This window comes from Pseudomonas sp. A2 (genome assembly GCF_023100865.1).
In the GTDB taxonomy this organism is placed as follows: Bacteria; Pseudomonadota; Gammaproteobacteria; order Pseudomonadales; family Pseudomonadaceae; genus Aquipseudomonas; species Aquipseudomonas asiatica.
In genome coordinates, this window is the sequence record NZ_CP039127.1 from 5454227 (window position 1) to 5480627 (window position 26401).

At 61.9% G+C, this 26401-nt stretch carries 23 protein-coding genes and 2 tRNA genes; 10 read left to right on the forward strand and 15 right to left on the reverse strand.

What is annotated here, in order from left to right; all coding sequences use genetic code 11:
- Window positions 1-82: 82 nt before the first annotated feature.
- The 3 genes from E5221_RS25255 (at window position 83) to E5221_RS25265 (ending at window position 2653) form a co-directional block, all read left to right on the forward strand.
- Window positions 83-625: a phage infection protein gene (locus E5221_RS25255; protein WP_247846610.1), complete on the forward strand. Its 543-nt coding sequence runs from the start codon at window positions 83-85 to the stop codon at window positions 623-625.
- A 122-nt stretch (window positions 626-747) separates the two neighbouring features.
- The gene (locus E5221_RS25260; RefSeq protein WP_247846611.1) at window positions 748-1380 is read left to right on the forward strand and encodes a TetR family transcriptional regulator; all 633 of its coding nucleotides are present in this window, start codon (window positions 748-750) and stop codon (window positions 1378-1380) included.
- Window positions 1381-1555: 175 nt separating this feature from the next.
- On the forward strand, window positions 1556-2653 hold the full coding sequence (locus E5221_RS25265) for an AGE family epimerase/isomerase (protein WP_247846612.1): 1098 nt from the start codon (window positions 1556-1558) through the stop codon (window positions 2651-2653).
- A 116-nt stretch (window positions 2654-2769) separates the two neighbouring features.
- Here the strand turns inward: E5221_RS25265 and E5221_RS25270 are convergent, their stop codons facing one another.
- From E5221_RS25270 to E5221_RS25295, 6 genes are all read right to left on the reverse strand, one after another.
- Window positions 2770-3537: an SDR family oxidoreductase gene (locus tag E5221_RS25270; protein WP_061550614.1), complete on the reverse strand. Its 768-nt coding sequence runs from the start codon at window positions 3535-3537 to the stop codon at window positions 2770-2772.
- A 595-nt stretch (window positions 3538-4132) separates the two neighbouring features.
- Complete coding sequence (locus tag E5221_RS25275) at window positions 4133-4849, reverse strand: ABC transporter ATP-binding protein (RefSeq protein WP_015271986.1); 717 nt, start codon at window positions 4847-4849, stop codon at window positions 4133-4135.
- Complete coding sequence (locus E5221_RS25280; protein WP_010955466.1) at window positions 4846-5721, reverse strand: ATP-binding cassette domain-containing protein; 876 nt, start codon at window positions 5719-5721, stop codon at window positions 4846-4848. Before E5221_RS25280 ends, E5221_RS25275 begins: the two co-directional genes overlap by 4 nt.
- Window positions 5718-7019, reverse strand: coding sequence for a high-affinity branched-chain amino acid ABC transporter permease LivM (gene livM / locus E5221_RS25285; RefSeq protein ID WP_061550613.1), 1302 nt, complete (start codon window positions 7017-7019; stop codon window positions 5718-5720). Before livM ends, E5221_RS25280 begins: the two co-directional genes overlap by 4 nt.
- Before the next feature lie 2 nt (window positions 7020-7021).
- Entirely contained in the window at window positions 7022-7936 is a 915-nt protein-coding gene (locus E5221_RS25290) for a branched-chain amino acid ABC transporter permease (RefSeq protein ID WP_013974411.1), read from the reverse strand.
- A 156-nt stretch (window positions 7937-8092) separates the two neighbouring features.
- Window positions 8093-9229, reverse strand: coding sequence for a branched-chain amino acid ABC transporter substrate-binding protein (locus tag E5221_RS25295; RefSeq protein ID WP_013974412.1), 1137 nt, complete (start codon window positions 9227-9229; stop codon window positions 8093-8095).
- Window positions 9230-9697: 468 nt separating this feature from the next.
- Between E5221_RS25295 and pncB the strand changes: the two genes are divergently transcribed.
- Both pncB and nadE read left to right on the forward strand, forming a co-directional pair.
- A complete protein-coding gene (pncB, locus tag E5221_RS25300) occupies window positions 9698-10903 on the forward strand; it encodes a nicotinate phosphoribosyltransferase (protein WP_013974413.1) in 1206 nt (401 codons plus the stop codon).
- Between the two features lie 3 nt (window positions 10904-10906).
- Window positions 10907-11734, forward strand: a complete 828-nt coding sequence (gene nadE / locus E5221_RS25305) for an ammonia-dependent NAD(+) synthetase (protein ID WP_013974414.1) — start codon at window positions 10907-10909, stop codon at window positions 11732-11734.
- Window positions 11735-11875: 141 nt separating this feature from the next.
- On the opposite strand, the gene azu is transcribed toward nadE, so the two are convergent.
- The gene (azu, locus tag E5221_RS25310; RefSeq protein ID WP_015271990.1) at window positions 11876-12325 is read right to left on the reverse strand and encodes an azurin; all 450 of its coding nucleotides are present in this window, start codon (window positions 12323-12325) and stop codon (window positions 11876-11878) included.
- A 349-nt stretch (window positions 12326-12674) separates the two neighbouring features.
- Between azu and E5221_RS25315 the strand changes: the two genes are divergently transcribed.
- Window positions 12675-13262 carry a TIGR00730 family Rossman fold protein gene (locus E5221_RS25315; RefSeq protein WP_023660590.1) on the forward strand — a complete coding sequence of 196 codons (588 nt, stop codon included), beginning with the start codon at window positions 12675-12677 and terminating at the stop codon, window positions 13260-13262.
- A gap of 135 nt (window positions 13263-13397) precedes the next feature.
- Here E5221_RS25315 and E5221_RS25320 read toward each other — a convergent pair whose 3' ends face one another.
- The 8 genes from E5221_RS25320 to rnr form a co-directional block, all read right to left on the reverse strand.
- Window positions 13398-15698, reverse strand: a complete 2301-nt coding sequence (locus E5221_RS25320; protein WP_013974417.1) for a YgiQ family radical SAM protein — start codon at window positions 15696-15698, stop codon at window positions 13398-13400.
- Between the two features lie 116 nt (window positions 15699-15814).
- Entirely contained in the window at window positions 15815-17212 is a 1398-nt protein-coding gene (gene dnaB, locus E5221_RS25325) for a replicative DNA helicase (RefSeq protein WP_247846613.1), read from the reverse strand.
- A 113-nt stretch (window positions 17213-17325) separates the two neighbouring features.
- Complete coding sequence (gene rplI / locus E5221_RS25330) at window positions 17326-17772, reverse strand: 50S ribosomal protein L9 (RefSeq protein WP_003249568.1); 447 nt, start codon at window positions 17770-17772, stop codon at window positions 17326-17328.
- A 20-nt stretch (window positions 17773-17792) separates the two neighbouring features.
- Window positions 17793-18656 (reverse strand): hypothetical protein, encoded by an 864-nt coding sequence (locus tag E5221_RS25335; protein WP_003259010.1) that lies wholly within the window; start codon window positions 18654-18656, stop codon window positions 17793-17795.
- Window positions 18657-18689: 33 nt separating this feature from the next.
- Complete coding sequence (rpsR, locus tag E5221_RS25340) at window positions 18690-18920, reverse strand: 30S ribosomal protein S18 (RefSeq protein WP_003249563.1); 231 nt, start codon at window positions 18918-18920, stop codon at window positions 18690-18692.
- A gap of 28 nt (window positions 18921-18948) precedes the next feature.
- Window positions 18949-19374, reverse strand: a complete 426-nt coding sequence (rpsF, locus tag E5221_RS25345) for a 30S ribosomal protein S6 (RefSeq protein ID WP_013974420.1) — start codon at window positions 19372-19374, stop codon at window positions 18949-18951.
- A 305-nt stretch (window positions 19375-19679) separates the two neighbouring features.
- The gene (gene rlmB / locus E5221_RS25350) at window positions 19680-20426 is read right to left on the reverse strand and encodes a 23S rRNA (guanosine(2251)-2'-O)-methyltransferase RlmB (RefSeq protein WP_003259007.1); all 747 of its coding nucleotides are present in this window, start codon (window positions 20424-20426) and stop codon (window positions 19680-19682) included.
- Window positions 20423-22999, reverse strand: coding sequence for a ribonuclease R (rnr, locus tag E5221_RS25355; RefSeq protein WP_015271993.1), 2577 nt, complete (start codon window positions 22997-22999; stop codon window positions 20423-20425). Before rnr ends, rlmB begins: the two co-directional genes overlap by 4 nt.
- Window positions 23000-23270: 271 nt before the next feature.
- Here rnr and E5221_RS25360 point away from each other — a divergent pair.
- From E5221_RS25360 to E5221_RS25375, 4 genes are all read left to right on the forward strand, one after another.
- Window positions 23271-23357, forward strand: a tRNA-Leu gene (locus E5221_RS25360).
- A gap of 88 nt (window positions 23358-23445) precedes the next feature.
- Window positions 23446-23532 (forward strand) — tRNA-Leu (locus E5221_RS25365).
- 275 nt (window positions 23533-23807) lie between these two features.
- Window positions 23808-24821 (forward strand): extracellular solute-binding protein, encoded by a 1014-nt coding sequence (locus E5221_RS25370; protein ID WP_013974422.1) that lies wholly within the window; start codon window positions 23808-23810, stop codon window positions 24819-24821.
- Window positions 24821-26386, forward strand: coding sequence for an iron ABC transporter permease (locus E5221_RS25375; protein ID WP_247846614.1), 1566 nt, complete (start codon window positions 24821-24823; stop codon window positions 26384-26386). The genes E5221_RS25370 and E5221_RS25375 overlap by 1 nt, the downstream gene beginning before the upstream one ends.
- Window positions 26387-26401: the final 15 nt, after the last annotated feature.

Here is a 26401-nt window from a genome sequence, read left to right on the forward strand (position 1 = left end):
CGTATGAACTTCTCTCTGGCGTTACGCGGCGTAGCATTGGCTCCGTACCCACTTTCCAGCCCCCGAGAGGAGCACCGAAATCATGAAACGCCATCTGCTGACCCTGACCCTGTCCATCCTGGCTGCCAACGCTTTTGCCTTACCAGCCGACGAGCAACACCTGACCGCCGAATCGCGCTCCAGCGCTGCTGAAATCGCCCAGCCGCTGAAGACCGTTGCTGAAGGTGGTGCTGATCGCCTGTTCGAACGTAGTGCCCGCGTTGCCGAAGGTGGCTCCGATCGCCTGATCGAACGTACTGGCCGCGTTGCCGAAGGTGGCTCCGATCGCCTGATCGAACGTACTGGCCGCGTCGCCGAGGGTGGTTCCGATCGCCTGATCGAACGTACTGGCCGCGTCGCCGAGGGTGGTTCCGATCGCCTGATCGAACGTACTGGCCGCGTCGCCGAGGGTGGTTCCGATCGCCTGATCGAACGTACTGGCCGCGTTGCCGAGGGTGGTTCCGATCGCCTGATCGAACGTACTGGCCGCGTTGCCGAAGGTGGCTCCGATCGCCTGATCGAACGTACTGGCCGTGTTGCCGAGGGTGGTTCCGATCGCCTGGTTGAAATCAGCCGTGTGAGCTGATCGCCATGACTGAAAAGAACAACCTATGTCACAACGCCAGCTCCCCTCCAGGCCCGGTCCATTGACCGGGCTTTGTTTTTTTAACTAGAGTGCCCAGCCTTACCGCCATAGAAGCCCGCACCATGCTGCCGCGCGCCGAACAGAAGCTACAGACCCGCCAGGCCCTGCTCGATGCTGCCTGCCAGCTCATGGAGAGTGGCCGTGGTTTCGGCAGTATCAGCCTGCGCGAAGTGGCAAAGACGGCCGGCATCGTACCCACCGGTTTTTACCGGCATTTTTCCGACATGGACGCCTTGGGCCTGGCCCTGGTTGCCGAGGTCGACACCACCTTCCGCCAGACCATCCGCCTGGTGCGCCACAACGAATTCGAACTGGGCGGCATCACCGACGCCTCGGTGCGCATCTTCCTTGACGTGGTCGCCGCCCACCGTGCGCAGTTCCTGTTCCTCGCCCGTGAGCAGTACGGCGGTTCGCAGGCCGTACGCCAGGCCATCGCCCGCCTGCGACAGGACATCAGCGACGACCTGGCCACCGACCTGGCGCGGATGAAGCGCTGGCAGCACCTGGACAGCGCCGCGCTGGCGGTGATGGCCGACCTGGTGGTGAAGACCGTGTTCGCCACCCTGCCCGAGCTTATCGACAGCCCCGAAGCGGGTTATCCACAGGCGCTGACGCCGCAGGAAAAGATCACCCAGCAGTTGCGCTTCATCTTCGTAGGGGCGCGGCAATGGCAGGGGCTTGGCAACCCGAGCTGATCGGTAGCCTGTACTGACCTCTTCGCGGGTGAACCCGCTCCCACAGGTATTGCGCTTCCCTCAGGTCCGGTGCCGTACTTGTGGGAGCGGGTTCACCCGCGAAGAGGCCGGCACAGGCTACCCACAACCCAGTTCTGCTACCATTGCGCCCTGCCCGACAGCGACGAGCGCCGAAATGTCCGACCCCCGCCCCACCCTGCCCGAACTGGCCCGCTTCAACCAGCACTTCGCCGAACGCATCGTGCCGTTGTGGCAAGGCCCGGGCTGGAACGCCGACATGGCCCTGCCTTACGAGGCACTGGACGCCCAACACCAGCCATTGCCGGTGCAGCGCTACCGGGCCATGGCCTGCGCGCGTCAGCTTTACCTGTTCAGCAGCCGCATCGGGCAACCGGGCGCAGCCGAGCGTGCGGCGGCCTTGTTCCGCTCGTTGCAGAAGCACTTCCACGACGCCGAACACGGCGGCTGGTTCTATAGCATCGACGCCCAGGGCAAACCGCTGGACCGGCGCAAGGACCTCTACACCCACGCGTTCATCGTCTTCGCCTGTGCGCACTACTGGGGCAAGGTGCGTGAAAACCTGGTGGAGTCCACGCTGAACGCCGCGCTGGACATCATCGACCAGCAGTTCGCCCGCGACGACGGCCTGTACGAAGCCAGCCTCGCTGAAGACTGGGCAGACCTTGGCAGCGGCCCGCTGCAAAACCCACAGATGCACCTGGCCGAAGCCTTCCTGCAGGTGCTGGCGGTGCGTGACGACAAGCATGTCCAGCAGTCGTTGCTGCACCTGTGCGGCGCGCTGCAGGAACACTTCATCGACCCCGCCCACGGCCTGATGCTGGAAAAGCCACGCGGCACTGTGGATAACTGGTTCGAGCCGGGGCACCAGTTCGAGTGGTTCTACCTCCTGCATACCTCGCCACTGCTGCGAGATACGCCGCTGCATGCGTCCATCGACCGGGCTTTCGGCTACGCCGAGCAATACGGGGTGAAGGATGCCGCTGTGCTGGCGATGCTGGATGTGGATGGCCAGGTGCTCGACGCCACCCAGCGGATCTGGGCGCAGGCAGAGTACCTGCGGGCGCTGGTGTTGCGGACAGGGGGCGAGAGCAAGCTTGCCGGGCAGTTGCAGGCTCTGGAAACGCGGTTCCTGCGTGAGGCGGGCTGGTATGAGTGCCGGGATGGGCAAGGCAGTGTCAGCCGGCATGATATGCCTTCGACTACGCCCTACCACTTGGCGACTTGCCTGGAAGGGTTGCAGCGCCTGGGCTGACGCTTTCGCAGCACAAGGCTGCTCCTACAGGGAAAGCGGCGCACCTGAAACCAGTGCCAATCCTGTAGGAGCAGCCTTGTGCTGCGAATGGGCCGCAAAGCGGCCCCGCCTTTTGATCAGGCCTTGGCCGACCGGTCGATCGAGAACCCTGCCCAGTCCTGGCTCACCGGCATCAGCTCGAGGCTGTTGATATTGATATGCGCCGGCTGGTTGAGGATCCAGAAGATGGTCTCGGCAATGTCCTGCGGCTGGATCGGCTCGGCACCGGCGTAGGTGGCGTCGTATTTGGCCTGGTCACCGCCAAAGCGCACCAGCGAGAACTCGCTCTCGCACAGGCCCGGCTCGATATTGCTCACGCGCACGCCCGTACCCCGCAGGTCGCAGCGCAGGCTCAACGAGAACTGGCCGACGAAGGCCTTGGTGCCGCCATACACGTTGCTGCCTGGGTACGGGTAGTTGCCCGCCACTGAACCTACGTTGAGGATCGACGCCCCACGGCCATGGGCGATCAGCCGTGGCAGCAGCAAGCGGGTGGTGTACATCAGGCCCTTGATGTTGGTGTCGACCATGGTTTCCCAGTCGTCCAGGCTGCAGTTCTGCGCCGCGTCCACCCCTAGCGCCAGGCCTGCGTTGTTGACCAGGCCGCGCAACTTGTCGAAGCCGGCCGGCAAGTTGGCGATGGCCCGCTCCATGGCCTTGCGGTCACGCACGTCGAGCACCAGGCCGTGTACTTCGGTTTTGGCCGACAGTTCTGCGCACAGGGCATCCAGGCGCTCCTTGCGGCGGCCAGTGAGCACCAGCTTCCAACCAGCTTCGGCAAAACGGCGGGCAGTGGCCTCACCAAAACCGGAAGTCGCGCCAGTGATGAATACGGTGGACGTCATGCTCTGTTCCTCACGGTGGATTGTCATCGGCAGTCTTGCAGCATGCCCGCGCCGCGTGCTTGCAGCAACCCGCCCGGGATACTGTTCATTTTTTGATCATATGTGGCAAACCCTTACAGTAGACGGCTCGGCACCAGCTATGCGCACGTTATCCACAAGGCTTTCCCCACGGATTGGGGGCAACTTGTCCACGGTACGGAACCCTTTCAGCGACTTATGGTCGGTGGATATCTTTTCGGTGATGGCGCAAGGCTTTCAAGCATGCCGTCTGCAGCGGTCTGTCCAAGGCTTTTTCACAGGGTTATCCACAGGCTTTTCGCAACGCCTGGAATGAATGCAGGGCTTTGAAAAACCTTGGAAAATAATCCACAAGGTGCAATTGATCAAAAAATGATCATTACTCTGCAGGGCTTGGTATCAAAGGGCTTGAGCGAGATGCCACCATGTTTTCCACAGGCAGCTCCACATTAACCGTGGAAAAAATGATCCTGTGGAAACAAGGGTTTGTGGTGGGGTTGTGGAGTAATTGGGGAGAGGTGTTCGAAAGGTTGTCCACATTGGCTTCGAGGGCCGCAAAGCGGCCCCCGAAAGCAACTCAATGCCCGCCGAGATAGGCGTTGCGCACTTCTTCGTTGACCAAAAGCTCCTGCCCCGTCCCGCTCATGCGAATCTGCCCGTTGACCATCACATAAGCCCGGTCCGACAGTTTCAGCGCATGGTTGGCGTTCTGCTCAACCAGGAAGATGGTCATGCCGGTCTTGGCCAGCTCACGCAGGGTCGAGAAGATCTGCTTGACCACGATCGGCGCCAGCCCCAGCGATGGCTCATCCAGCAGCAACAACTTTGGCCGGCTCATCAGCGCGCGGGCAATTGCCAGCATCTGCTGCTCGCCACCAGACATGGTCATGGCCCTCTGGTTACGCCGCTCTTTCAAGCGCGGGAACAGCTCGTACATGCGCTGCATGTCTTCGTCGGCATGCTTGTCACCGATGGGGATGGTACCCATCATCAGGTTCTCCTCGACCGTCATGTCGGGGAACACCCGGCGCCCTTCCGGCGACTGGGCGATGCCGTTGGAGGCAATGTAATGCGACGACTTGCGAGTGATGTCGGTGCCGCGGTACACGATATGCCCCGAAGCCGCCCGTGGCTGGCCGAAGATCGACATCAGCAGGGTCGACTTGCCAGCGCCGTTGGCGCCGATCAGGCTGACCGTCTCACCTTCATTGATGTGCATCGAGACTTTCTTCAGCGCCTGGATAGGGCCGTAGAACACGTCCAGGTCCTTCAATTCCAGAATGGGTGCACTCATACCAGTTCCTCTTCATCTGCACCCAGGTAGGCGGCGATCACCGTCGGGTTGTGGCGGATATCCTGCGGCGCGCCTTCGGCAATCACGTTGCCGTGGTCGAGCACCACGATATGATCGGAAATGCTCATGACCATGCCCATATCGTGTTCGATCAGCACCACGGTAATGTCGTGCTCGTCGCGCAGCACGCGGATCATGCGGCTGAGGGCCTCGGTTTCCTGTGGGTTCAGGCCAGCCGCCGGTTCGTCCAGGCAGATGATCTTCGGCCGCGTGCACATGGCCCGGGCGATTTCCAGGCGGCGCTGCTGGCCGTACGACAACTCGCCAGCCAGGCGGTTGGCGCAATCGACCAGGTCGACCACTTCCAGCCAGTAGAACGCGTGGTCCAGCGCGTCGCTCTCGGCCTTGCGGTAGGCCTTGGTGTTGAGTACCCCGGCCAGCAGGTTGCGGTTGACCCACATGTGCTGCGCCACCAGCAGGTTCTCCACCACCGACATTTCCTTGAACAGGCGAATGTTCTGGAAGGTGCGTGCCAGGCCGGCGCGGTTGACCAGGTGGGTACCGCCGAACATCTTGTAGTACATGCGGTTGGCGAAGCGCGCCGGGGAGACGAAGTCTGCCGCCTGGAAGCGCTCGCCGAGCAGCTGGATGACGTTGGTGTGGCTACCGCGCACGTTCAGCTCGATGCGCCCGCCACTGGCCTTGTAGAACCCGGTCAGGCAGTTGAACACGGTGGTCTTGCCCGCACCGTTGGGGCCGATCAAAGCGAAGATCTGGTTGCGCCGGACCTTCAGGCTGACATCGCTGAGCGCCTTGATGCCGCCAAACTGCATCATCAGGTTGTCGACCGAGAGAATGATATCGTCGCTCATGGCGCCACTCCTTTACGCGGGGTCACACCGGTACGGCTGATGCGGATCAGCCCACGCGGTCGCCAGATCATCATCAGCACCATCAACACACCGAACAGCAGCACGCGGTATTCGGAGAAGCTGCGCAGCAGCTCGGGTGCCACGGTCAGCACGAAGGCGGCGATCACCACGCCTACGGTCGAGCCCATACCACCGAGCACGACGATGGCGAGGATCAGCGCCGACTCGAAGAAGGTGAACGACGACGGGTTGACGAAGCCCTGATAGGTGGCAAAGAACACCCCGGCCAAGCCGGCGGTGGAGGCACCCAGGGTAAACGCCGAGAGCTTGACCAGTACGTGGTTCAGGCCCATCGAGCGGCAGGCGATCTCGTCTTCGCGTAGCGCTTCCCAGGCACGGCCGACCGGCATGCGGGTCAGGCGATGCTTGATGTAGAGCACTGCAAGCACGACGATGAACAGCACCGCGTAGATGAACACAAACTTGAGGTTGGCGTTGTAATCGAAGCCGAAGAACTCGTGGATCGGTACCCCACCGTCCTTGGCCCTACGGCCGAACTCCAGGCCGAAGAAGGTCGGCGCCGGTGCCGGCATGCCGTTGGGGCCGCCGGTGAACGACAACCAGTTGTTCAGCACCAGGCGGATAATCTCGCCGAAGCCCAGGGTCACGATCGCCAGGTAGTCGCCGTGCATCCGCAACACCGGGAAACCGAGTATGCACCCCGCCAGCGCCGCAGCTATGGCCGCCAGTGGCAGCACGCTCCAGAAGCCCAGGCCAAGGTACTGGTAACCCAGCGCCAGGCCGTACGCGCCGATGGCATAAAACGCCACGTAGCCCAGGTCGAGAAGGCCGGCCAGGCCGACCACGATGTTCAGCCCCAGGCCCAGCAGCACGTAGATCAGGCCGAGGATGACGACGGTCAGCAGGTACTTGTTGGCGAAAATCGGGAAGACGATGGCGATCACCACCAGCGCCGGGATGATATAGCGCAGCCGCGATACGTAGTTCGGCGCGCGCACATGCACGCCCGAGCCACCGCTTTCGAAGCCCTGGAGCATGCGCGTGCCGGCGGCCGTCTGCAGGTACAGGCTGAGCAGGAAGCGCCCCAGCATCACCCCGCCAACCAGCCAGGCCACACGCCGCGGCTCGGCGTTGAAGGTGTAGCCGTCGAGCACCACGCCAACGACAGGGCCGAACACGATGAGTGCCAGCAGGCCGGCGACGATGGTCTCCAGCAGGCTGCGTTTGATATCGAAACTTTTGGTTTCAGGAACAGAGGCAGTTTTGGCAATGGACATGTTCACACCTTAGCCACGAGCGGGCGACCCAGCAGGCCTTGTGGGCGGAAGATAAGGATCATCACCAGCAGCGAGAAGCTGAACACGTCCTTGTAGTCGGAGTTGATCAGGCCAGAGAACAGCGACTCGGAAATGCCCAGGATGATCCCGCCGAGCATGGCGCCAGGCAGCGAGCCGATACCGCCGAGCACCGCGGCGGTAAACGCCTTGATGCCGATGATGAAGCCGGCGTAGAAGTCGAAGGTGCCGTAGTTCATGGTGATCAGCACGCCGGCCAGGGCAGCCATAACCGCACCGATGACGAACACGTAGGAAATCACCCGGTCGGTGTTGATGCCCAGGATCGAGGCCATCTTGCGGTCTTGCTGGGTGGCACGGCACATGCGGCCGAGCTTGGTGTACTTGATCACATAGGTGAGCAGGCCCATGCCAACGAAGGCTGCCACCAGGATGAAGATCTTGGTGTAGGTAAGTTGCACGAAGCCGGTGCCCACTTCGACACGCCAGGCGCCTTCCAGCAGGGTTGGCACGCCTTGCTGGCGGGCGCCCTGGCTGATCTGCGCGTAGTTCTGCAGGATCAGCGAGATGCCGATGGCACTGATCAGTGGTGCCAGGCGGGTGGAGTTGCGCAGGGGTTTGTAGGCGATGCGTTCGATGGTGAAGCCGTACACGCCGGTGACGACGATGGTGAACAACAGGGTGCCCAGCATCAACAGGGGGAACGACTCGATACCGAAATAAGCCAGCAATGCCAGGCTGATCGCCGCGAGGTACGCGGAAATCATGTACACCTCGCCGTGCGCGAAGTTGATCATGCCGATGATGCCATAGACCATTGTGTAGCCGATGGCGATCAGGCCATAGACCGACCCGAGGGTCAGGCCGTTGACCAGTTGCTGCAGGAAAATACCATCCATAACGCAATCTCACCTGATTGAGATTGCACGAGCGCCGACCACGGCGGGCCTGGAACAGGCGGCCCTCGCAGCGCAGTACTGTGCAGATCTACGGATAAAGACAGGTACCGCGGGGCTTTGGCCCGGGGGCTGACGCGCCCGGGCCGTGGGCCGTTGTTATTTTTGTTTTTCCAGCTGGTGGTACTTGCCTTGGGCATCCCACTGGTAGACCACGTAGTCGGACACGGTCAGGTCACCCTTCGAGTCCCACTTTTTCTCGCCCATGACGGTCTTCACCGGGTTGGCCTTGAGCCACTTGGCAGCGTCTTCGCCCTTGTTCGACTTGGCGCCGTTGAACGCGGCAGCCAGGGCCTGCAGCGAGGCGTAGGCGTACAGGGTGTAGCCTTCAGGTTCGGTACCGGCCTTGCGGAACTCCTCCACCACCGCCTTGCTGTCCGGCAGCAGGCGCGGGTCGGCGCCGAAGGTCATGTACACGCCATCGACGTATTGCGCGCCGCCAGCGGTGGACACCAGTTCGTCGGTGACGATGCCGTCATCGGACATGAACTTGACGTCCTTCAGGCCCTGCTCGCGCAGCTGGCGTACCAGCGGGCCGGCTTCCGGGTGCAGGCCGCCGAAGTAGACAACGTCGGCACCGGTGGAACGGATCTTGGTGACCACGGCACTGAAGTCCTTCTCGCCGCGGGTCAGGCCTTCGTACAGCACCGGCTTGACGCCGCGTTTTTCCAGCTGTGCCTTGGTCGCGTCGGCCAGGCCTTGGCCGTAGGTGTCCTTGTCGTGCAGCACCGCGACTTTCTTGCCCTTGAGCACGTCGACGATGTAGTCGCCGGCGACGATGCCCTGCTGGTCGTCACGGCCGCACATGCGGAACATGGCGCCCAGGCCGCGCTCGGTGACCTGTGGGTTGGTGGAGCCCGGGGTGATGGCGATGACGCCAGCCTCGTCATACACCTCGGAGGCCGGGATGGTGTTGGAGGAACAGAAGTGGCCGACCACGCCGATCACCTTGTCCTGGTCGACCAGGCGGTTGGCCACGGCCACGGCCTGTTTCGGCTCGCAGGCGTCATCGCCCTTGACCAGTACGATTTTCTCGCCATTCACGCCACCGGCGGCGTTGATCTTGTCGGCCGCTGCCTGCGCACCTTTCATGTACTGCTCGCCAAACGCTGCGTTAGCCCCAGTCATCGGGCCCGCTACACCGATCTTGACGTCGGCCTGAACATACGAAGAAACACCCAGTGCCGTAGCTACGGCCAGAGCCAGGAAACCTTTCTTGTAAAACGTCTGCGACATGAGGTGGTGCTCCTAGAGTTTTTTTGGTTGGCACTACAACTTCTCAGCCCTGTGCTCAGAGCAAGGGCCGTGCCATAGGTTTTGTCTTCCGGCAAAACACACTGCGCAGGTTGCCTGCAGGCGACCGACGGCCTTTTCTTTATTGAGCGTGCAACCGTCTGCCACGCGGCAGGCGCCACCACACGTACAGACAAGGAGCAACCGTCGAGTGCCATCATTGCAACCCTGGCAAGTGTTTACGTGCAACCGCCCTGTAACAGCGGACGTCACCGAACTGCACACAGCTGGTGCGCGACTGCTACAGGCGGCACCGTTTCAAGGCTAGCTGGTGCGCGAAAAAACACCTCTGTTTTGGCAGATACGCGGCCCTGTGGGAGCGGGTTCACCCGCGAAGAGGCCAGCCCAGACACAACAAGGCCGAAAAGGCTGGCACAATGTCCGCCATTCGCCGCTTCCGGAGCCCCATTGATGAGCGAGAGCGCATTCGCCGAGCGCATCGTGCACAACCTGCTCGACACCGACTTCTACAAACTCACCATGATGCAGGGCGTGCTGCACAACTACCCGGACGCCGACGTCGAATGGGAATTCCGCTGCCGCAACGGCGAGGACCTGCGCCCCTACCTCGGCGAGATCCGCAACCAGCTCGAACTGCTCAGCGACCTCACCCTGGATGACGGCCAGCTGGCCTTTCTCGAACGCATCAGCTTTCTCAAGCCAGATTTCCTGCGCTTTCTGCGCCTGTTCCGCTTCAACCTGCGCTACGTACGCCTGGGGATAGAAAACGACCAGCTGTTCCTGCGCCTGAAAGGCCCGTGGCTGCATGTGATCCTGTTCGAAGTGCCGCTGCTGGCGATCATCAGCGAAGTGCGCAACCGCCATCTGCACCCGCGCATGCGCCTGGCCGAGGCCCGCGACCAGCTATACCGCAAGTTCGACTGGCTGCGCGCGCATGCCAACGAAGAGGAACTGGCCGAACTGCAAGTGGCCGACTTCGGCACCCGCCGGCGTTTTTCCAGCCGTGTGCAGGAAGAAGTGGTGCGCGTGCTGCGCGACGATTTCCCGGGCCGCTTCGTCGGTACCAGCAACGTCGACCTGGCATGGAAACTGGATATCAAGCCGCTGGGTACCATGGCTCATGAATGGATCATGGCCCACCAGCAACTCGGCCCGCGACTGATCGACAGCCAGATCGCCGCGCTGGACTGCTGGGTGCGCGAGTACCGCGGCCTGCTCGGTATCGCCCTGACCGACTGCATCACCATGGATGCCTTCCTCGGCGATTTCGACCTGTACTTCGCCAAGCTGTTCGACGGCCTGCGCCACGACTCGGGCGAACCGGTGGCATGGGCGGAAAAAGCCATTGCCCATTACCAGAAACTGGGTATCGACCCGATGACCAAGACCCTGGTGTTTTCCGACGGTCTCAACCTGACCCGCTCGCTGGAAATCTTCCGAGCCCTGCGCGGTCGCATCAACGTCAGCTTTGGCATCGGCACCAACCTGACTTGCGACATCCCGGGTGTGGCCCCGATGAGCATCGTGCTTAAAATGACCGACTGCAACGGCGCGCCGGTAGCGAAGATTTCGGACGAAGCCGCCAAGACCCAATGCCGCGACGAGAACTTCGTCGCCTATATGCGCCATGTATTCAAAGTCCCCAGCAAGGAGTAACCCATGCAAGCGGTTCAGCAAGAGATTGCCCAGGCGCTGAAGGTACAGCCGCCGTTCGCCGACGCCGCCGCGCTCGAGGCCGAAGTGGCCCGGCGCGTGGCGTTCATCAAGGATTGCCTGGCCAACGCCCGGCTCAAGACCCTGGTGCTGGGCATCAGCGGCGGCGTCGACTCGCTGACCGCCGCCCTGCTCGCCCAACGCGCCATCAACGAGCTGCGCGCCGAAACCGGCGACAAGGCCTACACCTTCATCGCCGTGCGCCTGCCTTACCAGGTCCAGCATGACGAGCATGACGCCCAGGCGTGCCTGGAAGTGATCAAGGCCGACGAAGTGCACACCGTAGATATCGCCCCGGCAGTACGGGCGCTTGCGGCTGAAGTGGTGGAGTTGAAGAACGGCTCGCCGACGCTGGTGGACTTCGTGGTCGGCAACGTCAAGGCGCGTACCCGCATGGTCGCCCAGTACACCATCGCCGGTGCCCGCGCGGGCCTGGTGATCGGTACCGACCACGCCGCCGAGGCGGTGATGGGCTTCTTTACCAAGTTCGGTGATGGTGCCTGCGATCTGGCGCCGCTGAGCGGGCTGGTGAAGAACCAGGTGCGGGCGATTGCGCGCAGCTTCGGTGCGCCGGAGTCACTGGTGGAGAAGGTGCCGACTGCGGACCTGGAAGACCTGGCACCGGGCAAGCCGGACGAAGCCTCCCATGGCGTGACCTACCAGCAGATCGATGCCTTCCTGCATGGGCAGCCGGTTGACCAGGAAGCGTTCGATATCATCGTCGCTACCTACCGCAAGACCCAGCACAAGCGCGAACTGCCGTTCGCCCCTTGATCAGGCTGTAGAAAGACCTGTGGGAGCGGGTTCATCGGGGCGCCGAACCGCCGCGAATATGTCGGTGGGCTCACCATTGCATTCGCGGCGGTTCGGCGTCCCGATGAACCCGCTCCCACAGGGTTCACCGTCAGCTTTTGATTACTTGACGACGACCTTGCCCTTCATCATCGAGATGTGGCCCGGGAAGGTGCAGAAGAAGCTGTAGTCGCCACCGGCTTCCAGCTTGGTAGCATCGAACTTCACCTCGGTCTCCTTCTCAGGAGCACCAATCATCTTGGTGTGGGCGATGATCGCGGCGTTGTCAGCCTTGATGTAGTCCTTTTCCAGACCCTGGCTCATGCCTTCGGTGGCAATGCCCTGCATGTCGGCAGTCTTGCTGATCACCAGATTGTGGCCCATGACGTTCTTCGGCAGGTTGCCGGAGTGGGTCAGTTTGACGGTGAATTCCTTGCAGCTCTTGTCGACGGTGATTTCCTTGGTGTTGTAGGACATCTGGTCGGTGGAGTCGACAGTCACCGAGCACTCGGCTGCGAAGACAGAAGCGCTGGCGAGGGTCAGCAGGGATACCGCTACAGCTTTCGCAAACATCATGAATCTCCTTGGCAGGGTTTTATCAATTGCGAGACTGCCTGAAACCGTTCAGCCCCTTGCTGATATGGGTCAAGGGGCTGTCAAGAGGCCAGCCAGTAGAATTGTTCAATGGATTGTATACAACCAATTCAAGGGCACATCATGCCCTTTTATTGGACGATGGGACAACCTCTCATTTAGGAGCAATACGAAATGACCCTTGGTAGCCTGATGAACAGCCTGCTGGCGGCCTACGCCCATGGAGCGACCGGCGCCATCTGCGAATTCTCCCGACCGGAGTGAAACCAGCCTTGGAACTGTAGGACATGGGCCTTACCCTGTCAGCCTGAGTGACTGGAGATGAGCAATGCCCGTACGTTCCGTTTGTGTATTCTGCGGCGCCAGCATTGGTGCCAACCCCGCTTACCGTGAAGCAGCCATCGCGCTGGGCCAGGCGATAGCCCGTCGCGGCCTGACCCTGGTCTATGGCGGCGGCGCAGTTGGCCTGATGGGCACCGTCGCTGACGCGGCCATGGCGGCCGGTGGCGAAGTGATCGGAATCATCCCCGAGAGCCTGATGAATGCCGAAATCGGCCACAAGGGCCTCAGCCGCCTGGAAGTGGTCGACGGCATGCACGCGCGCAAGGCACGCATGGCCGAACTGAGCGACGCCTTTATCGCCCTGCCCGGTGGGCTGGGTACGCTGGAGGAGTTGTTCGAGGTATGGACCTGGGGGCAATTGGGCTATCACGCCAAGCCGCTGGGGCTGCTGGATGTGAACGGTTTCTACGAGAAGCTGGGCGGGTTCCTCGACCATATCGTCGAAGAAGGCTTCGTGCGGCCGCAGCATCGGGCGATGTTGCTGCTGGGGCAGCAGCCCGATGAGCTGCTGGACGGGATGGACAGCTTTGTTGCGCCTGTGGCGCCGAAGTGGGTCGACAAGAAGCCTGACTGATTTCCAGATTTCGGGGCTGCTTTGCAGCCCTTTCGCGACACAAGGCCGCTCCCACAACAGCACTTCGTACGCCGATCGATGTGGGAGCGGCCTTGTGTCGCGAAAGGACCGCAAAGCGGTCCCGATATGGATCAGTTAGCGCGGAATGACCGGCTGGCGCGGCTTCTTGTTGCCTTTGCCACCCTTGGCCGCTTCCTTGCGCTCCTTGGCCGCCTGCTGGTTACGCGCAAACGCTTCGGCCTTGGCTTTTTCACGCTTGTCCCACGGTTTGCTGCCATCACTGCCACGCGGCGGCAGGCCGGTGTGCTGGGTAAGGACCTTCTGCTCCTTGCCCACCTTGTGGCTACCCGCCGGGGTCGAGTTCTTGCGGCGAGCACTCTGGTAGGTATCGGTCTGCGGCTGGTGCAGCGGGATCAGCTGGTGCTTGCCCGGCCCGATCAGGTCGGCACGGCCCATGCGCTGCAGCGCCTCACGCAGCATCGGCCAGCCCTTCGGATCGTGGTAACGCAAGAACGCCTTGTGCAGACGACGCTGCTCCTCGCTCTTGACGATCTCCACACCTTCGCTCTTGTAGGTCACCTTGCGCAGCGGGTTCTTGCCCGAGTGGTACATGGCCGTGGCCGAAGCCATCGGCGACGGGTAAAACGCCTGCACCTGGTCGGCACGGAAGCCGTTGCCCTTCAGCCACAGGGCCAGGTTCATCATGTCTTCGTCGGTGGTGCCCGGGTGCGCGGCGATGAAGTACGGGATCAGATACTGCTCCTTGCCCGCCTCTTTCGAGAACTTCTCGAACATGCGCTTGAAGCGGTCATAGGTGCCAATACCCGGCTTCATCATCTTGTCCAACGGGCCACGCTCGGTGTGCTCCGGGGCAATCTTCAGGTAACCGCCGACATGGTGGGTGACCAGCTCCTTGACGTACTCCGGCGACTCCACCGCCAGGTCATAACGCAGGCCAGAGGCAATCAGGATCTTCTTCACACCCGGCAGGGCACGAGCCTTGCGGTACAGCTCGATCAGCGAGCTGTGGTCGGTGTTGAGGTTTTCGCAGATGCCCGGGAATACGCACGACGGCTTGCGGCAGTGCTTCTCGATGTCATGGCTCTTGCAGGCGATGCGGTACATGTTGGCAGTCGGGCCGCCAAGGTCGGAGACCACGCCGGTGAAGCCCGGCACCTTGTCACGCATCTCTTCGATTTCGTGCAGGATCGACTCGTGCGAGCGGTTCTGGATGATGCGGCCTTCGTGCTCGGTGATCGAGCAGAAGGTGCAGCCACCGAAGCAGCCACGCATGATGTTCACCGAGAAGCGGATCATCTCGTAGGCCGGGATGCGCTCCTTGCCGTAGGCCGGGTGCGGCACACGGGCATAGGGCATGCCGAACACGTAGTCCATTTCCTCGGTGCTCATGGGGATGGGTGGCGGGTTGAACCACACATCCACTTCGCCATGCTTCTGCACCAGGGCGCGGGCGTTGCCCGGGTTGGTCTCCAGGTGCAGCACCCGGTTGGCATGGGCATAGAGTACCGGGTCGTTACGCACCTTCTCGAACGACGGCAGGCGGATCACCGACTTTTCCCGGGTCATGCTCGGGCTGTCGAGAATCTGCACGACCTTGGCTTCGTTCGGGTCCTCCTGGTCGCCCTTGGCCTGCTCGATGGCACAGGCCTGGGTGTCCTGGGTATTCACGTACGGGTTGATGATCTTGTCGACGCGACCCGGGCGGTCGATGCGGGTCGAATCGATCTCGTACCAGCCCTGAGGCGTGTCACGACGCACGAAAGCAGTGCCGCGCACATCGGTGATGGTCTCGATCTTCTCGCCGTTGGACAGGCGCTGGGCCACCTCGACCACCGCGCGCTCGGCGTTGCCGAACAGCAGGATGTCGGCGCTGGCGTCGATCAGGATCGAGTGACGGACCTTGTCCTGCCAGTAGTCGTAGTGGGCGATGCGGCGCAGCGAAGCCTCGATGCCGCCCAGTACGATCGGCACGTGCTTGTAGGCTTCCTTGCAACGCTGGCTGTACACCAGGCTGGCACGGTCCGGACGCTTGCCGGCCAGGCCACCAGGGGTGTAGGCGTCGTCAGAACGGATCTTCTTGTCCGCGGTGTAGCGGTTGATCATCGAGTCCATGTTGCCCGCGGCCACACCGAAGAACAGGTTCGGCTCGCCGAGCTTCATGAAGTCGTCTTTCGACTGCCAGTTCGGCTGGGCGATGATGCCTACGCGGAAGCCCTGTGCCTCCAGCAGGCGGCCGATGATGGCCATGCCGAACGACGGGTGGTCGACGTAGGCATCACCGGTCACGATGATGATGTCGCAGGAATCCCAGCCGAGCAGATCCATCTCCTCCCTGCTCATCGGCAGGAAAGGTGCTGGCCCGAAGCATTCGGCCCAGTACTTGGGATAGTCGTAGAGTGGTTTGGCTGCTTGCATGTCAGTGACCGGTTCTGGTGTGCAGGGAAATCGCGGGCGCGGAGGATAGCACAAATTTTGACCAAATCCGACGATGGTTGTCGGATTCATGGCTTGCCGGCGATGAGGCCGGTGGCTTATTCGTCGTCGTCGAAGTTGTACATGCCCGGCGCAAGGTTCTCGAAGCGGGTGTACTTGCCGATGAACGCCAGGCGCACGAAGCCGATGGGGCCGTTACGCTGTTTACCGATGATGATTTCCGCCACGCCCTTGTGCTCGGTCTCGGGGTGGTACACCTCGTCGCGGTACACGAACATGATCACGTCGGCGTCCTGCTCGATCGCACCGGATTCACGCAAGTCGGAGTTCACCGGGCGTTTGTTCGGGCGTTGTTCCAGGGAGCGGTTCAGCTGCGACAGGGCGATGACCGGGCAGTTGAATTCCTTGGCAAGGGCCTTGAGCGAGCGGGAGATCTCGGAAATTTCGTTGGTCCGGTTGTCGCCGGCCGAACCCGGGATCTGCATCAGCTGCAGGTAGTCGACCATGATCATGGCGATTTCGCCATGCTCGCGGGCCAGGCGGCGGGTACGGGCGCGCATTTCCGAGGGGCTGATGCCGGCGGTATCGTCGATGAACAGCTTGCGGTCGTTGAGCAGGTTCACAGCCGAGGTCAGGCGCGGCCAGTCATCGTCGTCCAACTGGCCGGAACGCACTTTGGTCTGGTCGATACGGCCAAGGGACGAGAGCATACGCATGATCAGCGATTCACCTGGCATCTCGAGGGAGAACACCAGTACCGCCTTGTCGGTACGCAGTACGGCGTTTTCCACCAGGTTCATGGCGAAAGTGGTCTTACCCATCGACGGTCGGCCGGCGACGATGATCAGGTCGGCTGGCTGCAGGCCGCTGGTCTTCTCGTCGAGGTCGGTGAAGCCGGTGGATACGCCGGTGATGTCACTGTCGGAGTTGAACAGCGTGTCGATGCGGTCGATGGCCATGGTCAACAGTTCGTTGACCCCAACCGGGCCGCCGGTTTTCGGGCGAGCCTCGGCGATCTGGAAGATCTGCCGCTCGGCGTCGTCGAGAATTTCTTCGGCGTTGCGCCCTTGCGGGTTGAACGCATTGTCGGCGATATCGGTACTGATGCTGATCAGCTGGCGCAGGGTGGCACGCTCGCGAATGATCGCGGCATAGGCCTTGATGTTGGCTACCGACGGGGTGTTCTTGGCCAGCTCGGCCAGGTAAGCCAACCCACCGATTTGCGAAGAAAGGCCTTCCTTGTCCAACTGCTCGTGCAGGGTCACCACGTCGAATGGCTGGTTGGCGTCGGCCAACTTGTGCACGGCACGGAAGATCAGGCGGTGGTCATGCCGGTAGAAGTCGCCATCCGATACCTGGTCCAGCACCCGCTCCCAGGCGTTGTTGTCCAGCATCAGGCCACCGAGCACGGCCTGTTCGGCCTCGATGGAATGCGGCGGCACCTTCAGGGCTGCGGTTTGCAGGTCAAGCTGTTCGGAAGTGGTGATCTCGTTCATGGCCACGAAAGAATTCTGGAGGATGAAAAAGACAAAGGGCACGGCCTGTCGAAAACAGGACCGTGCCCGATGTTAACCGCCTGCCCCACAAGGAGCCAGACAGTCAGCGCAGCTTAGGCAGCTACGACGACCACGCGTACGGTGGCTTCAACGTCGCTGTGCAGGTGCACGGCTACGTCGTATTCGCCAACCTGACGGATGGTGCCGTTCGGCAGACGAACTTCAGCCTTGGCCACTTCAACGCCAGAGGCGGTCAGGGCGTCAGCGATGTCGTGGGTGCCGATCGAACCGAACAGCTTGCCTTCATCGCCAGCGGTGGCAGTGATGGTCACTTCCAGCTCGGCCAGTTGGGCAGCGCGGCTTTCAGCCGAAGCTTTCTTGTCAGCAGCTGCTTTTTCCAGCTCGGCGCGACGCTCTTCGAACGCAGCCAGGTTGGCGGCGTTGGCAACGGTGGCCTTGCCGAATGGCAGCAGGAAGTTACGGCCGTAACCAGCCTTAACTTTTACTTTGTCGCCCAGGTTGCCCAGGTTAGCGACTTTTTCCAGCAGGATCAGTTCCATTTGGTAAAACCTCTTAACTTTTAACCTTCACCGTTCGCGGAGTCATTCCCCTTGGGGGACTTGCGACCGCGAAAATCAATCAGGCTGTCGACAATGGCCAGAACCACCAGCAACGGATAAATCAGCTGCATGATCAGCGGCAGCGTCACGTACATGCCCACCAGCCAGAACCCGGCCAGTCGACCCTGTGCCACCAGCCCATGCATCAAGGCGATGCCGGCCAGTACCAGTACCAGGCTCGAGGCCGATGCCAGGACGATGAACTGCGGCCCGATGAACGGGGCCACCACCATCACTGCCACCAAGACCGCCATGGTCTGTTTCGGCAACTTCAGGGCGCGAAACTCGCGACCGAAGCCTCCAGGGTTGTACAACGCCGCCTGCCAGTAGCGCGCCAGCACCAAGGCCAGCACACTGAACAATTGCACCGTCACTGCTGTGGAAGCGACCAGCACAGGGCGGATCAGCTCACCGGAGAGCACCGGCTGCCCCTCGATTTTCGGCATGGCTTCGGCAAAGGCCTTGGCCAGTACATCGAAGGTTTGCGCCAGCGCCAGATCGAGCACGAGGCTGAAAGCCACGGCGAACACGGCACTGACCAGCAACACCCGGCTCCAGGGATGCTCGGCGCGCAATAGCGCAGCCAAGCCCAGGGCACCCGCGATCACCAGAAAGGTGATGGGATCGCCCATGACCCACACGGCCAGCCCGGCCAGCAGGCCGCCGGCGATGACCGTTGTAGCATCCTTGAACCCACGCCGCAGCAGCACAAGGCTGCCGGCAGCGGCACTCAACCAGAACAGCAGCGGCAGTACCGCGCTGATGACCACCACCAGGGTGGCCTGCACACGACCGCGCATGATGAAACTTGCTAACGCTCGCATGCTAATCCCTTACTGCTTGTCGACGACCCGGTCTCAGCGGCCGTGGCTGTCGGTGTAGGGCAGCAGGGCCAGGAAGCGGGCGCGCTTGATAGCGGTAGCCAGCTGACGCTGATAACGAGCTTTGGTACCGGTGATACGGCTTGGAACGATCTTGCCGGTTTCGGATACGTAAGCTTTCAGGGTGTTGAGATCTTTGAAGTCGATCTCTTTCACGTCTTCAGCAGTGAAGCGGCAGAATTTACGACGACGGAAGAAACGTGCCATTTAATAGGTTCCTCTAAAGGTCCGTGGATTACTCGTCAGCGTTATCGCTGGAGTCGCTGTCATTGCTGTCGTCGCCGTCGGCGGATTCAGCATGCTCAGGACGCTCACGACGCTCACGGCGCTCGCTGCGGTTTTCTTCAGCCTTCAGCATCTCGGACTGACCGGTAACGGCTTCGTCACGACGGATGACCAGGTTACGGATAACGGCATCGTTGTAGCGGAAGTTGTCTTCCAGCTCGGCCAGGGCCTTGCCGGTGCACTCAACGTTCAGCATCACGTAGTGAGCCTTGTGAACATTGTTGATTGCGTAGGCCAGTTGACGACGGCCCCAGTCTTCCAGGCGGTGGATCTTGCCACCATCTTCTTCGATCAGCTTGGTGTAACGCTCAACCATGCCGCCGACTTGCTCGCTCTGGTCCGGGTGAACCAGGAAGATGATTTCGTAATGACGCATGAATGCTCCTTACGGGTTAGTAGTCTGCCAGCGAATCTGGTCAGACAAGGAGTGAATGACACTGTATGTCTTGCACGGAGGGGAGGCACATGCGCGCCTGCCAGCTCGGCAAGGGGCGCAATTGTAGAGAAGGCGAGGCGTACAAGCAAGGTGATTGGTGAATATTTGAACAGCCTGAAACACATTACAGACTGCCGGCCCTTTCGCGGGTAAACCCGCTCCCACAGATACCCCACATGGCTTAGGCCTTGTGCGATCCCTGTGGGAGCGGGTTTACCCGCGAAGAGGCCGGTACAGGCCGAAGATCAGCGCTTGGCCTGACGCTGACGCACAGCCTCGAACAGGCACACGCCAGTCGCCACCGACACGTTCAGGCTGCTGACACTACCGCCCATCGGCAACTTAACCAGGAAATCGCAATGCTCGCGGGTCAACCGGCGCATGCCCTTGCCTTCCGCGCCCATGATCATCACCAGCGGCCCGGTCAGGTCCTGCTGGTAGATCTCCTGCTCGGCCTCGCCGGCGGTACCTACCACCCACAGGCCACGCTGCTGCAGTTTTTCCAGGGTACGCGCCAGGTTGGTCACCGCCACCAGCGGGATCACCTCCGCCGCGCCGCAGGCCACCTTGCGCACGACCGGCGTCAGGGTTGCGGACTTGTCCTTGGGCACCACCACTGCCGTGGCACCGGCGGCATCGGCGGTACGCAGGCAGGCGCCAAGGTTGTGCGGGTCGGTCACGCCATCCAGCACCAGGATCAGCGGGGGTGTTTCGGTGCGTTCGAGCAACTCCTCGAGCATCAACTCGCCCCAGACCTGGCTCGGGCTCACCTCGGCGACCACACCCTGGTGCACGCCTTCTACCCAGGCATCCATCTCACGACGCTCGGCCTGGCCGACCGCCACGCGATTTTCCGCAGCCAGCGCCAGCAACGCCTGCAGGCGAGGCTCGCTGCGCCCTTCCGACAGCCAGATCTGCTTGACCCGCTTCGGATGGTGCTGCAGCAATGCCTGCACGGCGTGCACGCCGTAGATCTTTTCCAGCTGACTCATGACTTGCTCTTGCTCTTGCGTGGCGCGCCGGACTTCGACGGGCCTTTACGGTGCTTGGTCGGCTTGCCGGAGGCCTTGCCGCCCTTGTCCGACTTGCTGCTGGCATGGCCGCCACTGCGCGCCTCGCTCATCAGCGCCTTCTTCATTTCGCGGCTCTTGCGCACTTCGGCGTTACGCTGCACAGCGTCTTTCGGGAAGTACGCCTCGGCGGTCTCGCTCTTGCGGCTGCGCGGCTTCGGCGTGGCCTTGGCCTCGACCGGGGCCTGCTCGGCCTGGCCGGCAGCCGGTGCGGCACCACGCTGCTTGCGGCCGATCGGGGCGGCGAGGGTCTTTTCCGACACTTCGAAGTCGATCTTGCGTTCGTCCAGGTCGACGCGCATGACCTTGACCTCGATCGTGTCGCCCAGTCGGAAGCTGCGACCGGTACGCTCGCCAGACAGGCGGTGGTGCACCGGGTCGAAGTGGTAGTAGTCGCCCGGCAGCGCACTGACGTGCACCAGGCCTTCCACATAGATATCGGTCAGCTCGACGAACAGGCCGAAACCGGTTACCGCAGTGATCACACCCGGGAAGGTTTCGCCGACGCGGTCCTTCATGAACTCACACTTGAGCCAGTTGACCACGTCACGGGTGGCTTCATCGGCCCGGCGCTCGGTCATCGAGCACTGCTCGCCGAGCTGCTCGAGAGTGTTCTCGTCGTACGGGTAGATACGCGCCTTGGGAATGCTCATGGCGCCAGCACGCTTGACGTGCGGGGTGTCGACCCTGGAACGGATGATGCTGCGGATGGCGCGGTGCACCAGCAGGTCCGGGTAGCGACGGATCGGCGAGGTGAAGTGGGTGTACGCCTCGTAGTTCAGGCCGAAGTGGCCGTTGTTGTCGGTGCTGTACACCGCCTGGCTCAGCGAACGCAGCATCACGGTCTGGATCAGGTGGAAGTCCGGGCGCCCGGCGATGCTCGCCAGCAGTGCCTGGTAATCCTTCGGCGACGGGTCCTTGCCCTTGTGCAGGGTCAGGCCCAGTTCGCCCAGGAAGGCGCGCAGCTTTTCCAGACGCTCCGGCGGCGGGCCGTCGTGCACGCGGTACAGGGCCGGCACGCCATGCTTCTGCAGGAATTCGGCGGTGGCCACGTTGGCCGCCAGCATGCATTCTTCGATCAGCTTGTGGGCGTCGTTGCGCACGGTCGGGCGGATTTCCGCGATCTTGCGCTCGTCACCGAAGATGATGCGGGTTTCCTGAGTCTCGAAGTCGATCGCGCCACGGGTGTGACGGGCCTCCACCAGCACCTTGTACAGGTTGTACAGGTTCTTCAGGTCCGGCACGACTGCCTTGTACTCCTCGCGCAGCGCCTTGCCCTCACGGGTGCGGGAGTGCTCGAGCATGCTGCTGACCTTGTTGTAGGTCAGGCGGGCGTGGGAGTGAATGACGCCTTCGTAAAACTGATAGTCGACCATCTGGCCGGCTTTGTTCATGGTCATTTCGCAGACCATGGCCAGGCGATCGACATGCGGGTTCAGCGAGCACAGGCCGTTGGACAGCTCTTCGGGGAGCATCGGTACCACGCGCTCGGGGAAGTACACCGAGTTGCCGCGCTGCTGGGCCTCGACGTCCAGGGCCGAACCCAGGCGCACATAGCTGGACACGTCGGCAATGGCCACATACAGGCGCCAGCCACCGGAGAACAGGCGCAGCTTGCCCAGCGGCTCGCAATAGACGGCATCGTCGAAGTCGCGGGCGTCCTCGCCGTCGATGGTGACGAACGGCAGGTGGCGCAGGTCGACGCGCTTCTCCTTGTCCTTCTCTTCGACTTCGGAGCGGAACTTGCGCGCTTCCTTGATCACCTCTTTGGGCCAGACGTGCGGGATATCGTAGCTGCGCAGGGCAACGTCGATTTCCATGCCCGGCGCCATGTAGTTGCCGATGACCTCGACCACATCGCCTTGCGGCTGGAAGCGCGGGGTCGGCCAGTGGGTGATCTTGATCTCGACGAACTGGCCGATCTTGGCACCGCCGTTGCGCCCGGCAGTGACCAGCACTTCCTGCTGGATCTTCGGGTTGTCCGGGGTCACGTAGCCGATACCGCCTTCTTCGAAGTAACGGCCGACCACGCTTTCATGGGCGCGGGAGATGATTTCGACCAGCACGCCTTCACGGCGGCCACGGCGGTCGACGCCAGAGACGCGGGCCAGGCCGCGGTCACCGTCGAACACCAGGCGCATTTGCGACGGGCTGAGGAACAGATCTTCGCTGCCGTCGTCCGGAATAAGGAAGCCGAAGCCGTCGCGGTGACCGGAGACGCGGCCGCAGATCAGGTCCAGCTTGTCTACCGGGGCATAAGTGCCGCGCCGGGTATAGATAAGCTGGCCATCGCGCTCCATGGCACGCAGGCGGCGGCGCAGGGCTTCGATCTGGTCTTCGTCGTACAGACCGAACTCGGCCGCCAGCTCCTCGCGTGCGGCCGGTTCGCCACGGTCGGCGAGGCGCTGCAGGATCAGCTCACGGCTGGGAATGGGGTTGTCGTATTTTTCCGCTTCGCGAGCGGCCTCGGGATCGAGGGATTGCCAATCGGCCATCAGAAGGGGTTCACCTTGGGGTATATAGATAGGAATTCTGGCATAGGCGTATTGAAACCGGAAATGTCAGCCTTGGACAGCCCCACCGGCGTGTCTGGCGAGGACGAATAGGCCTGCGGAATCAACAAGTTGAATTTTTTGAAATTTTTTTTGCTTGGGGGGTTTACAGCCCCCCGGACCGTCCGTATAGTGCGCACCACAACGACGGACAACCCCGAAGTTGTAGTAGAGATGAGCGGCGCTGTAAAGCATCAAGTAATCTCGAATGTGTGCCCAGGTGGCGGAATTGGTAGACGCGCTGGTTTCAGGTATCAGTGGCTTAACGGCCGTGGAAGTTCGAGTCTTCTCCTGGGCACCAAATATTTTCAAGTAACAGATGACCAAGGATCTGTTACTACTGTGTGAAAGCGAACGATAGTCGCCTTCCTCAGATGATGTAAAGCTTTGCCCAGGTGGCGGAATTGGTAGACGCGCTGGTTTCAGGTATCAGTGACTTAACGGTCGTGGAAGTTCGAGTCTTCTCCTGGGCACCATACAAAAACCCACTAGCTTGCTAGTGGGTTTTTTCTTGCCTGCGATTTTTGTATCCCTCCTCTTTTCGGTCATAGGTGCAAACCTGTGCCGGCCTCTTCGCGGGCGCGCCCGCTCCCACAGAATCATCACAGGCCTTCCGGCTAGTGAAATACCTGACACCTTCAGACTCTTGCACCATGGTCTGACCATGAATTTCTCGTCACCCGGCCACTTGAGAAACGATTTCGTTTACCATTGTTTCCAAATATGTAGCCGTAAGCGAGGAAGTACCCGCATGACGATCCGCCCGCAACCGCTGATGCGTACCTTGGCCGCCGCCGTGCTGAGCCTGGCCATCGGCGCTCCGGCCGCCATGGCAGACGCACCGGTCACCCTGACCATGTACAACGGTCAGCACAAGGAAATCGGCGAGGCCATCGCCAAGGCCTACGAGGCCAAGACCGGCATCCACATCGATATCCGCAAGGGCAGCAGCAACCAGCTGGCCAGCCAGATCATCGAGGAAGGCGAACGCTCGCCGGCCGACATCATCTACACCGAAGAGTCCCCTCCCCTGAACAACCTGGGCGAACTGGGCCTGCTGGCGAAGATCGATGACGCCACCGCGAACATGATGCCCAAGGAGTATGTAGGCGCCAACGGCACCTGGATGGGCATTACCGCCCGTACGCGCATCGTCGTGTTCAACCCGAAGAAGGTCGACGAGAAAGACTTGCCGACCACAGTGATGGACTTTGCCAACCCCGAGTGGGAAGGCCGCGTCGGCTATGTGCCCACCAGCGGCGCCTTCCAGGAACAGGCCGTGGCTATCCTGAAGATGCACGGGCGAGAAGCCACCGAAGAATGGCTGACCGGCCTGAAGGCATTCGGCAAGACCTACACCAACAACATGGTCGCCCTCAAAGCCGTGGAAAAAGGCGAAGTGGCTGCGGTACTGGTGAACAACTACTACTGGTATGCGCTCGAGCGCGAGCGCGGCAAGCTGGACACCAAGCTCTACTACCTGGCCGATGGCGATGCCGGCAACCTGGTCACCATTTCCGGCGCAGCCGTGGTCAAGGCCAGCAAGCACCCGAAAGAAGCCCAGGCCCTGCTCAACTGGATGGCCAGCGAAGAAGGTCAGCGCGTGATCACCCAGACCACCGCCGAGTACCCGCTGCACAAAGGCATGGTCTCCGACCGCGGCCTGAAGCCGTTCGAAGACCTGCGCCCACCGAAGATCTCACCAGCCGACCTGGGCAATGCCGAGGAAGCCATCGAGCTTGAGCGCGAGGTCGGCCTGCTCTGATGACTGCCGCCCTGTCCGAACCGGTGCCGGTTCGCTTCGTACCACACCGCAAGCGCCCTTCCGCCTGGGTTGTGTTGCCTGTGCTGTTCCTGGTAGCGATGAGCTTGCTGCCTTTGCTGTACGTTGCCATGAAAGCCTGGGAGGCCGGCTGGCGCGAAGCCTTGCACCTGCTGTGGCGGCCGTTTGTCTGGGGGCTGATGCGCAACACCCTGATGCTGATGGTCGGGGTAACGCTGACCTGCATGGTGGTCGGCCTGGCCCTGGCCTGGCTGCTGGAGCGCAGCAACCTGGCCGGCCGCCGGTTGTGGGGCGTGGTGCTGTGCCTGCCGTTCGCCGTGCCGTCGTTCGTCAGCAGCTTCACCTGGGTGTCGCTGAGCTCGGACTTCGAAGGGCTGGGCGGGGCGATCATGGTCATGGCCCTGTCCAAGTACCCACTGGTGTTCCTGCCGGTGGCCGCGACCCTGCGCAACCTCGATACCTCGCTGGAGGAATCGGCACGTACGCTGGGTTGCAGCCGCTGGGGTGTATTCATCAAGGTCACCCTGCCGCTGCTATGGCCATCGATGCTGGGCGGCGCGCTGCTGATCGCCCTGCACATGCTGGTGGAGTTCGGCGCCTTGTCGATCCTCGGCTTGCAAACCTTCACCACGGCGATTTACCAGCAGTTCGAACTGGAGTTCAGCAATGCCAACGCAGCCATGCTGTCCGCCGTACTGTTGGCGATGTGCCTGGTGATGCTGTGGCTTGAACTGCGGGTACGCGGCAAAGCCCGTCATGTGCGCATCGGCCAAGGTGTGGCGCGGCGAGCCCATCCGGTGCGGCTGCGTGGCTGGGCAGTGCTGGCGCAACTGTTCTGCGTGGGCCTGGCGGTGTTGGGCAGCGGTATTCCGCTGGCCATGCTCGGCTACTGGTTGAGCGTGGGTTCATCGGCGGCATTCCCTGTGGCAGCCATTTCCAAGGCGCTGTTCACCTCGTTATCGGTGTCGCTGGGGGGGGCCGGTTTCTGCGTGTTGCTAGCCCTGCCAATCAGCTTCCTGGTGGTGCGCTACAAGGGCCGCCTGGCAATCTGGGCCGAGCGCCTGCCATATCTGTTGCACGCCCTGCCCGGCCTGGTGATTGCCCTGACCCTGGTGTTCTTCGCCCTGCATTACGTGCCAGCGCTGTACCAGACCACGGCACTGTTGCTGCTGGCCTATGCGCTGCTGTTCCTGCCGCTGGCGCAGTCGCCGGTGCGCACCGCACTGAACAAGGCTTCACCTACCCTGGAGGAAGCGGCACGGACCCTGGGCGCGAGCAGCTTTGCCGCGTTCTGCCGGGTGACCCTGCCGATCATCTTCCCGGCCATGGCGGCAGCTTTTGCCCTGGTGTTCCTGGATGCCATGAAGGAACTGACAGCTACCTTGCTGCTCAGCCCGACCGGCATGACCACCCTGGCCACCGAGGTGTGGGCGCATACGGCCAACGTCGAGTTCGCGGCGGCAGCGCCTTATGCGGCGTTGCTGATCGTAGTGTCGGGGTTGCCGGTTTATCTGCTGACTACGCGGATGTATTTGAACAAGGCTTGAAAGCTTGCCCAGGCC

What these genes read in the sequence shown, in the direction of transcription:
- E5221_RS25255 (WP_247846610.1), top strand. Translation starts at nt 83, where the DNA reads ATGAAACGCCATCTGCTGACCCTGACCCTGTCCATCCTGGCTGCCAAC.
- E5221_RS25260 (WP_247846611.1), top strand. Translation starts at nt 748, where the DNA reads ATGCTGCCGCGCGCCGAACAGAAGCTACAGACCCGCCAGGCCCTGCTC.
- E5221_RS25265 (WP_247846612.1), top strand. Translation starts at nt 1,556, where the DNA reads ATGTCCGACCCCCGCCCCACCCTGCCCGAACTGGCCCGCTTCAACCAG.
- E5221_RS25270 (WP_061550614.1), bottom strand. Translation starts at nt 3,537, where the DNA reads ATGACGTCCACCGTATTCATCACTGGCGCGACTTCCGGTTTTGGTGAG.
- E5221_RS25275 (WP_015271986.1), bottom strand. Translation starts at nt 4,849, where the DNA reads ATGAGTGCACCCATTCTGGAATTGAAGGACCTGGACGTGTTCTACGGC.
- E5221_RS25280 (WP_010955466.1), bottom strand. Translation starts at nt 5,721, where the DNA reads ATGAGCGACGATATCATTCTCTCGGTCGACAACCTGATGATGCAGTTT.
- livM (WP_061550613.1), bottom strand. Translation starts at nt 7,019, where the DNA reads ATGTCCATTGCCAAAACTGCCTCTGTTCCTGAAACCAAAAGTTTCGAT.
- E5221_RS25290 (WP_013974411.1), bottom strand. Translation starts at nt 7,936, where the DNA reads ATGGATGGTATTTTCCTGCAGCAACTGGTCAACGGCCTGACCCTCGGG.
- E5221_RS25295 (WP_013974412.1), bottom strand. Translation starts at nt 9,229, where the DNA reads ATGTCGCAGACGTTTTACAAGAAAGGTTTCCTGGCTCTGGCCGTAGCT.
- pncB (WP_013974413.1), top strand. Translation starts at nt 9,698, where the DNA reads ATGAGCGAGAGCGCATTCGCCGAGCGCATCGTGCACAACCTGCTCGAC.
- nadE (WP_013974414.1), top strand. Translation starts at nt 10,907, where the DNA reads ATGCAAGCGGTTCAGCAAGAGATTGCCCAGGCGCTGAAGGTACAGCCG.
- azu (WP_015271990.1), bottom strand. Translation starts at nt 12,325, where the DNA reads ATGTTTGCGAAAGCTGTAGCGGTATCCCTGCTGACCCTCGCCAGCGCT.
- E5221_RS25315 (WP_023660590.1), top strand. Translation starts at nt 12,675, where the DNA reads ATGCCCGTACGTTCCGTTTGTGTATTCTGCGGCGCCAGCATTGGTGCC.
- E5221_RS25320 (WP_013974417.1), bottom strand. Translation starts at nt 15,698, where the DNA reads ATGCAAGCAGCCAAACCACTCTACGACTATCCCAAGTACTGGGCCGAA.
- dnaB (WP_247846613.1), bottom strand. Translation starts at nt 17,212, where the DNA reads ATGAACGAGATCACCACTTCCGAACAGCTTGACCTGCAAACCGCAGCC.
- rplI (WP_003249568.1), bottom strand. Translation starts at nt 17,772, where the DNA reads ATGGAACTGATCCTGCTGGAAAAAGTCGCTAACCTGGGCAACCTGGGC.
- E5221_RS25335 (WP_003259010.1), bottom strand. Translation starts at nt 18,656, where the DNA reads ATGCGAGCGTTAGCAAGTTTCATCATGCGCGGTCGTGTGCAGGCCACC.
- rpsR (WP_003249563.1), bottom strand. Translation starts at nt 18,920, where the DNA reads ATGGCACGTTTCTTCCGTCGTCGTAAATTCTGCCGCTTCACTGCTGAA.
- rpsF (WP_013974420.1), bottom strand. Translation starts at nt 19,374, where the DNA reads ATGCGTCATTACGAAATCATCTTCCTGGTTCACCCGGACCAGAGCGAG.
- rlmB (WP_003259007.1), bottom strand. Translation starts at nt 20,426, where the DNA reads ATGAGTCAGCTGGAAAAGATCTACGGCGTGCACGCCGTGCAGGCATTG.
- rnr (WP_015271993.1), bottom strand. Translation starts at nt 22,999, where the DNA reads ATGGCCGATTGGCAATCCCTCGATCCCGAGGCCGCTCGCGAAGCGGAA.
- E5221_RS25370 (WP_013974422.1), top strand. Translation starts at nt 23,808, where the DNA reads ATGACGATCCGCCCGCAACCGCTGATGCGTACCTTGGCCGCCGCCGTG.
- E5221_RS25375 (WP_247846614.1), top strand. Translation starts at nt 24,821, where the DNA reads ATGACTGCCGCCCTGTCCGAACCGGTGCCGGTTCGCTTCGTACCACAC.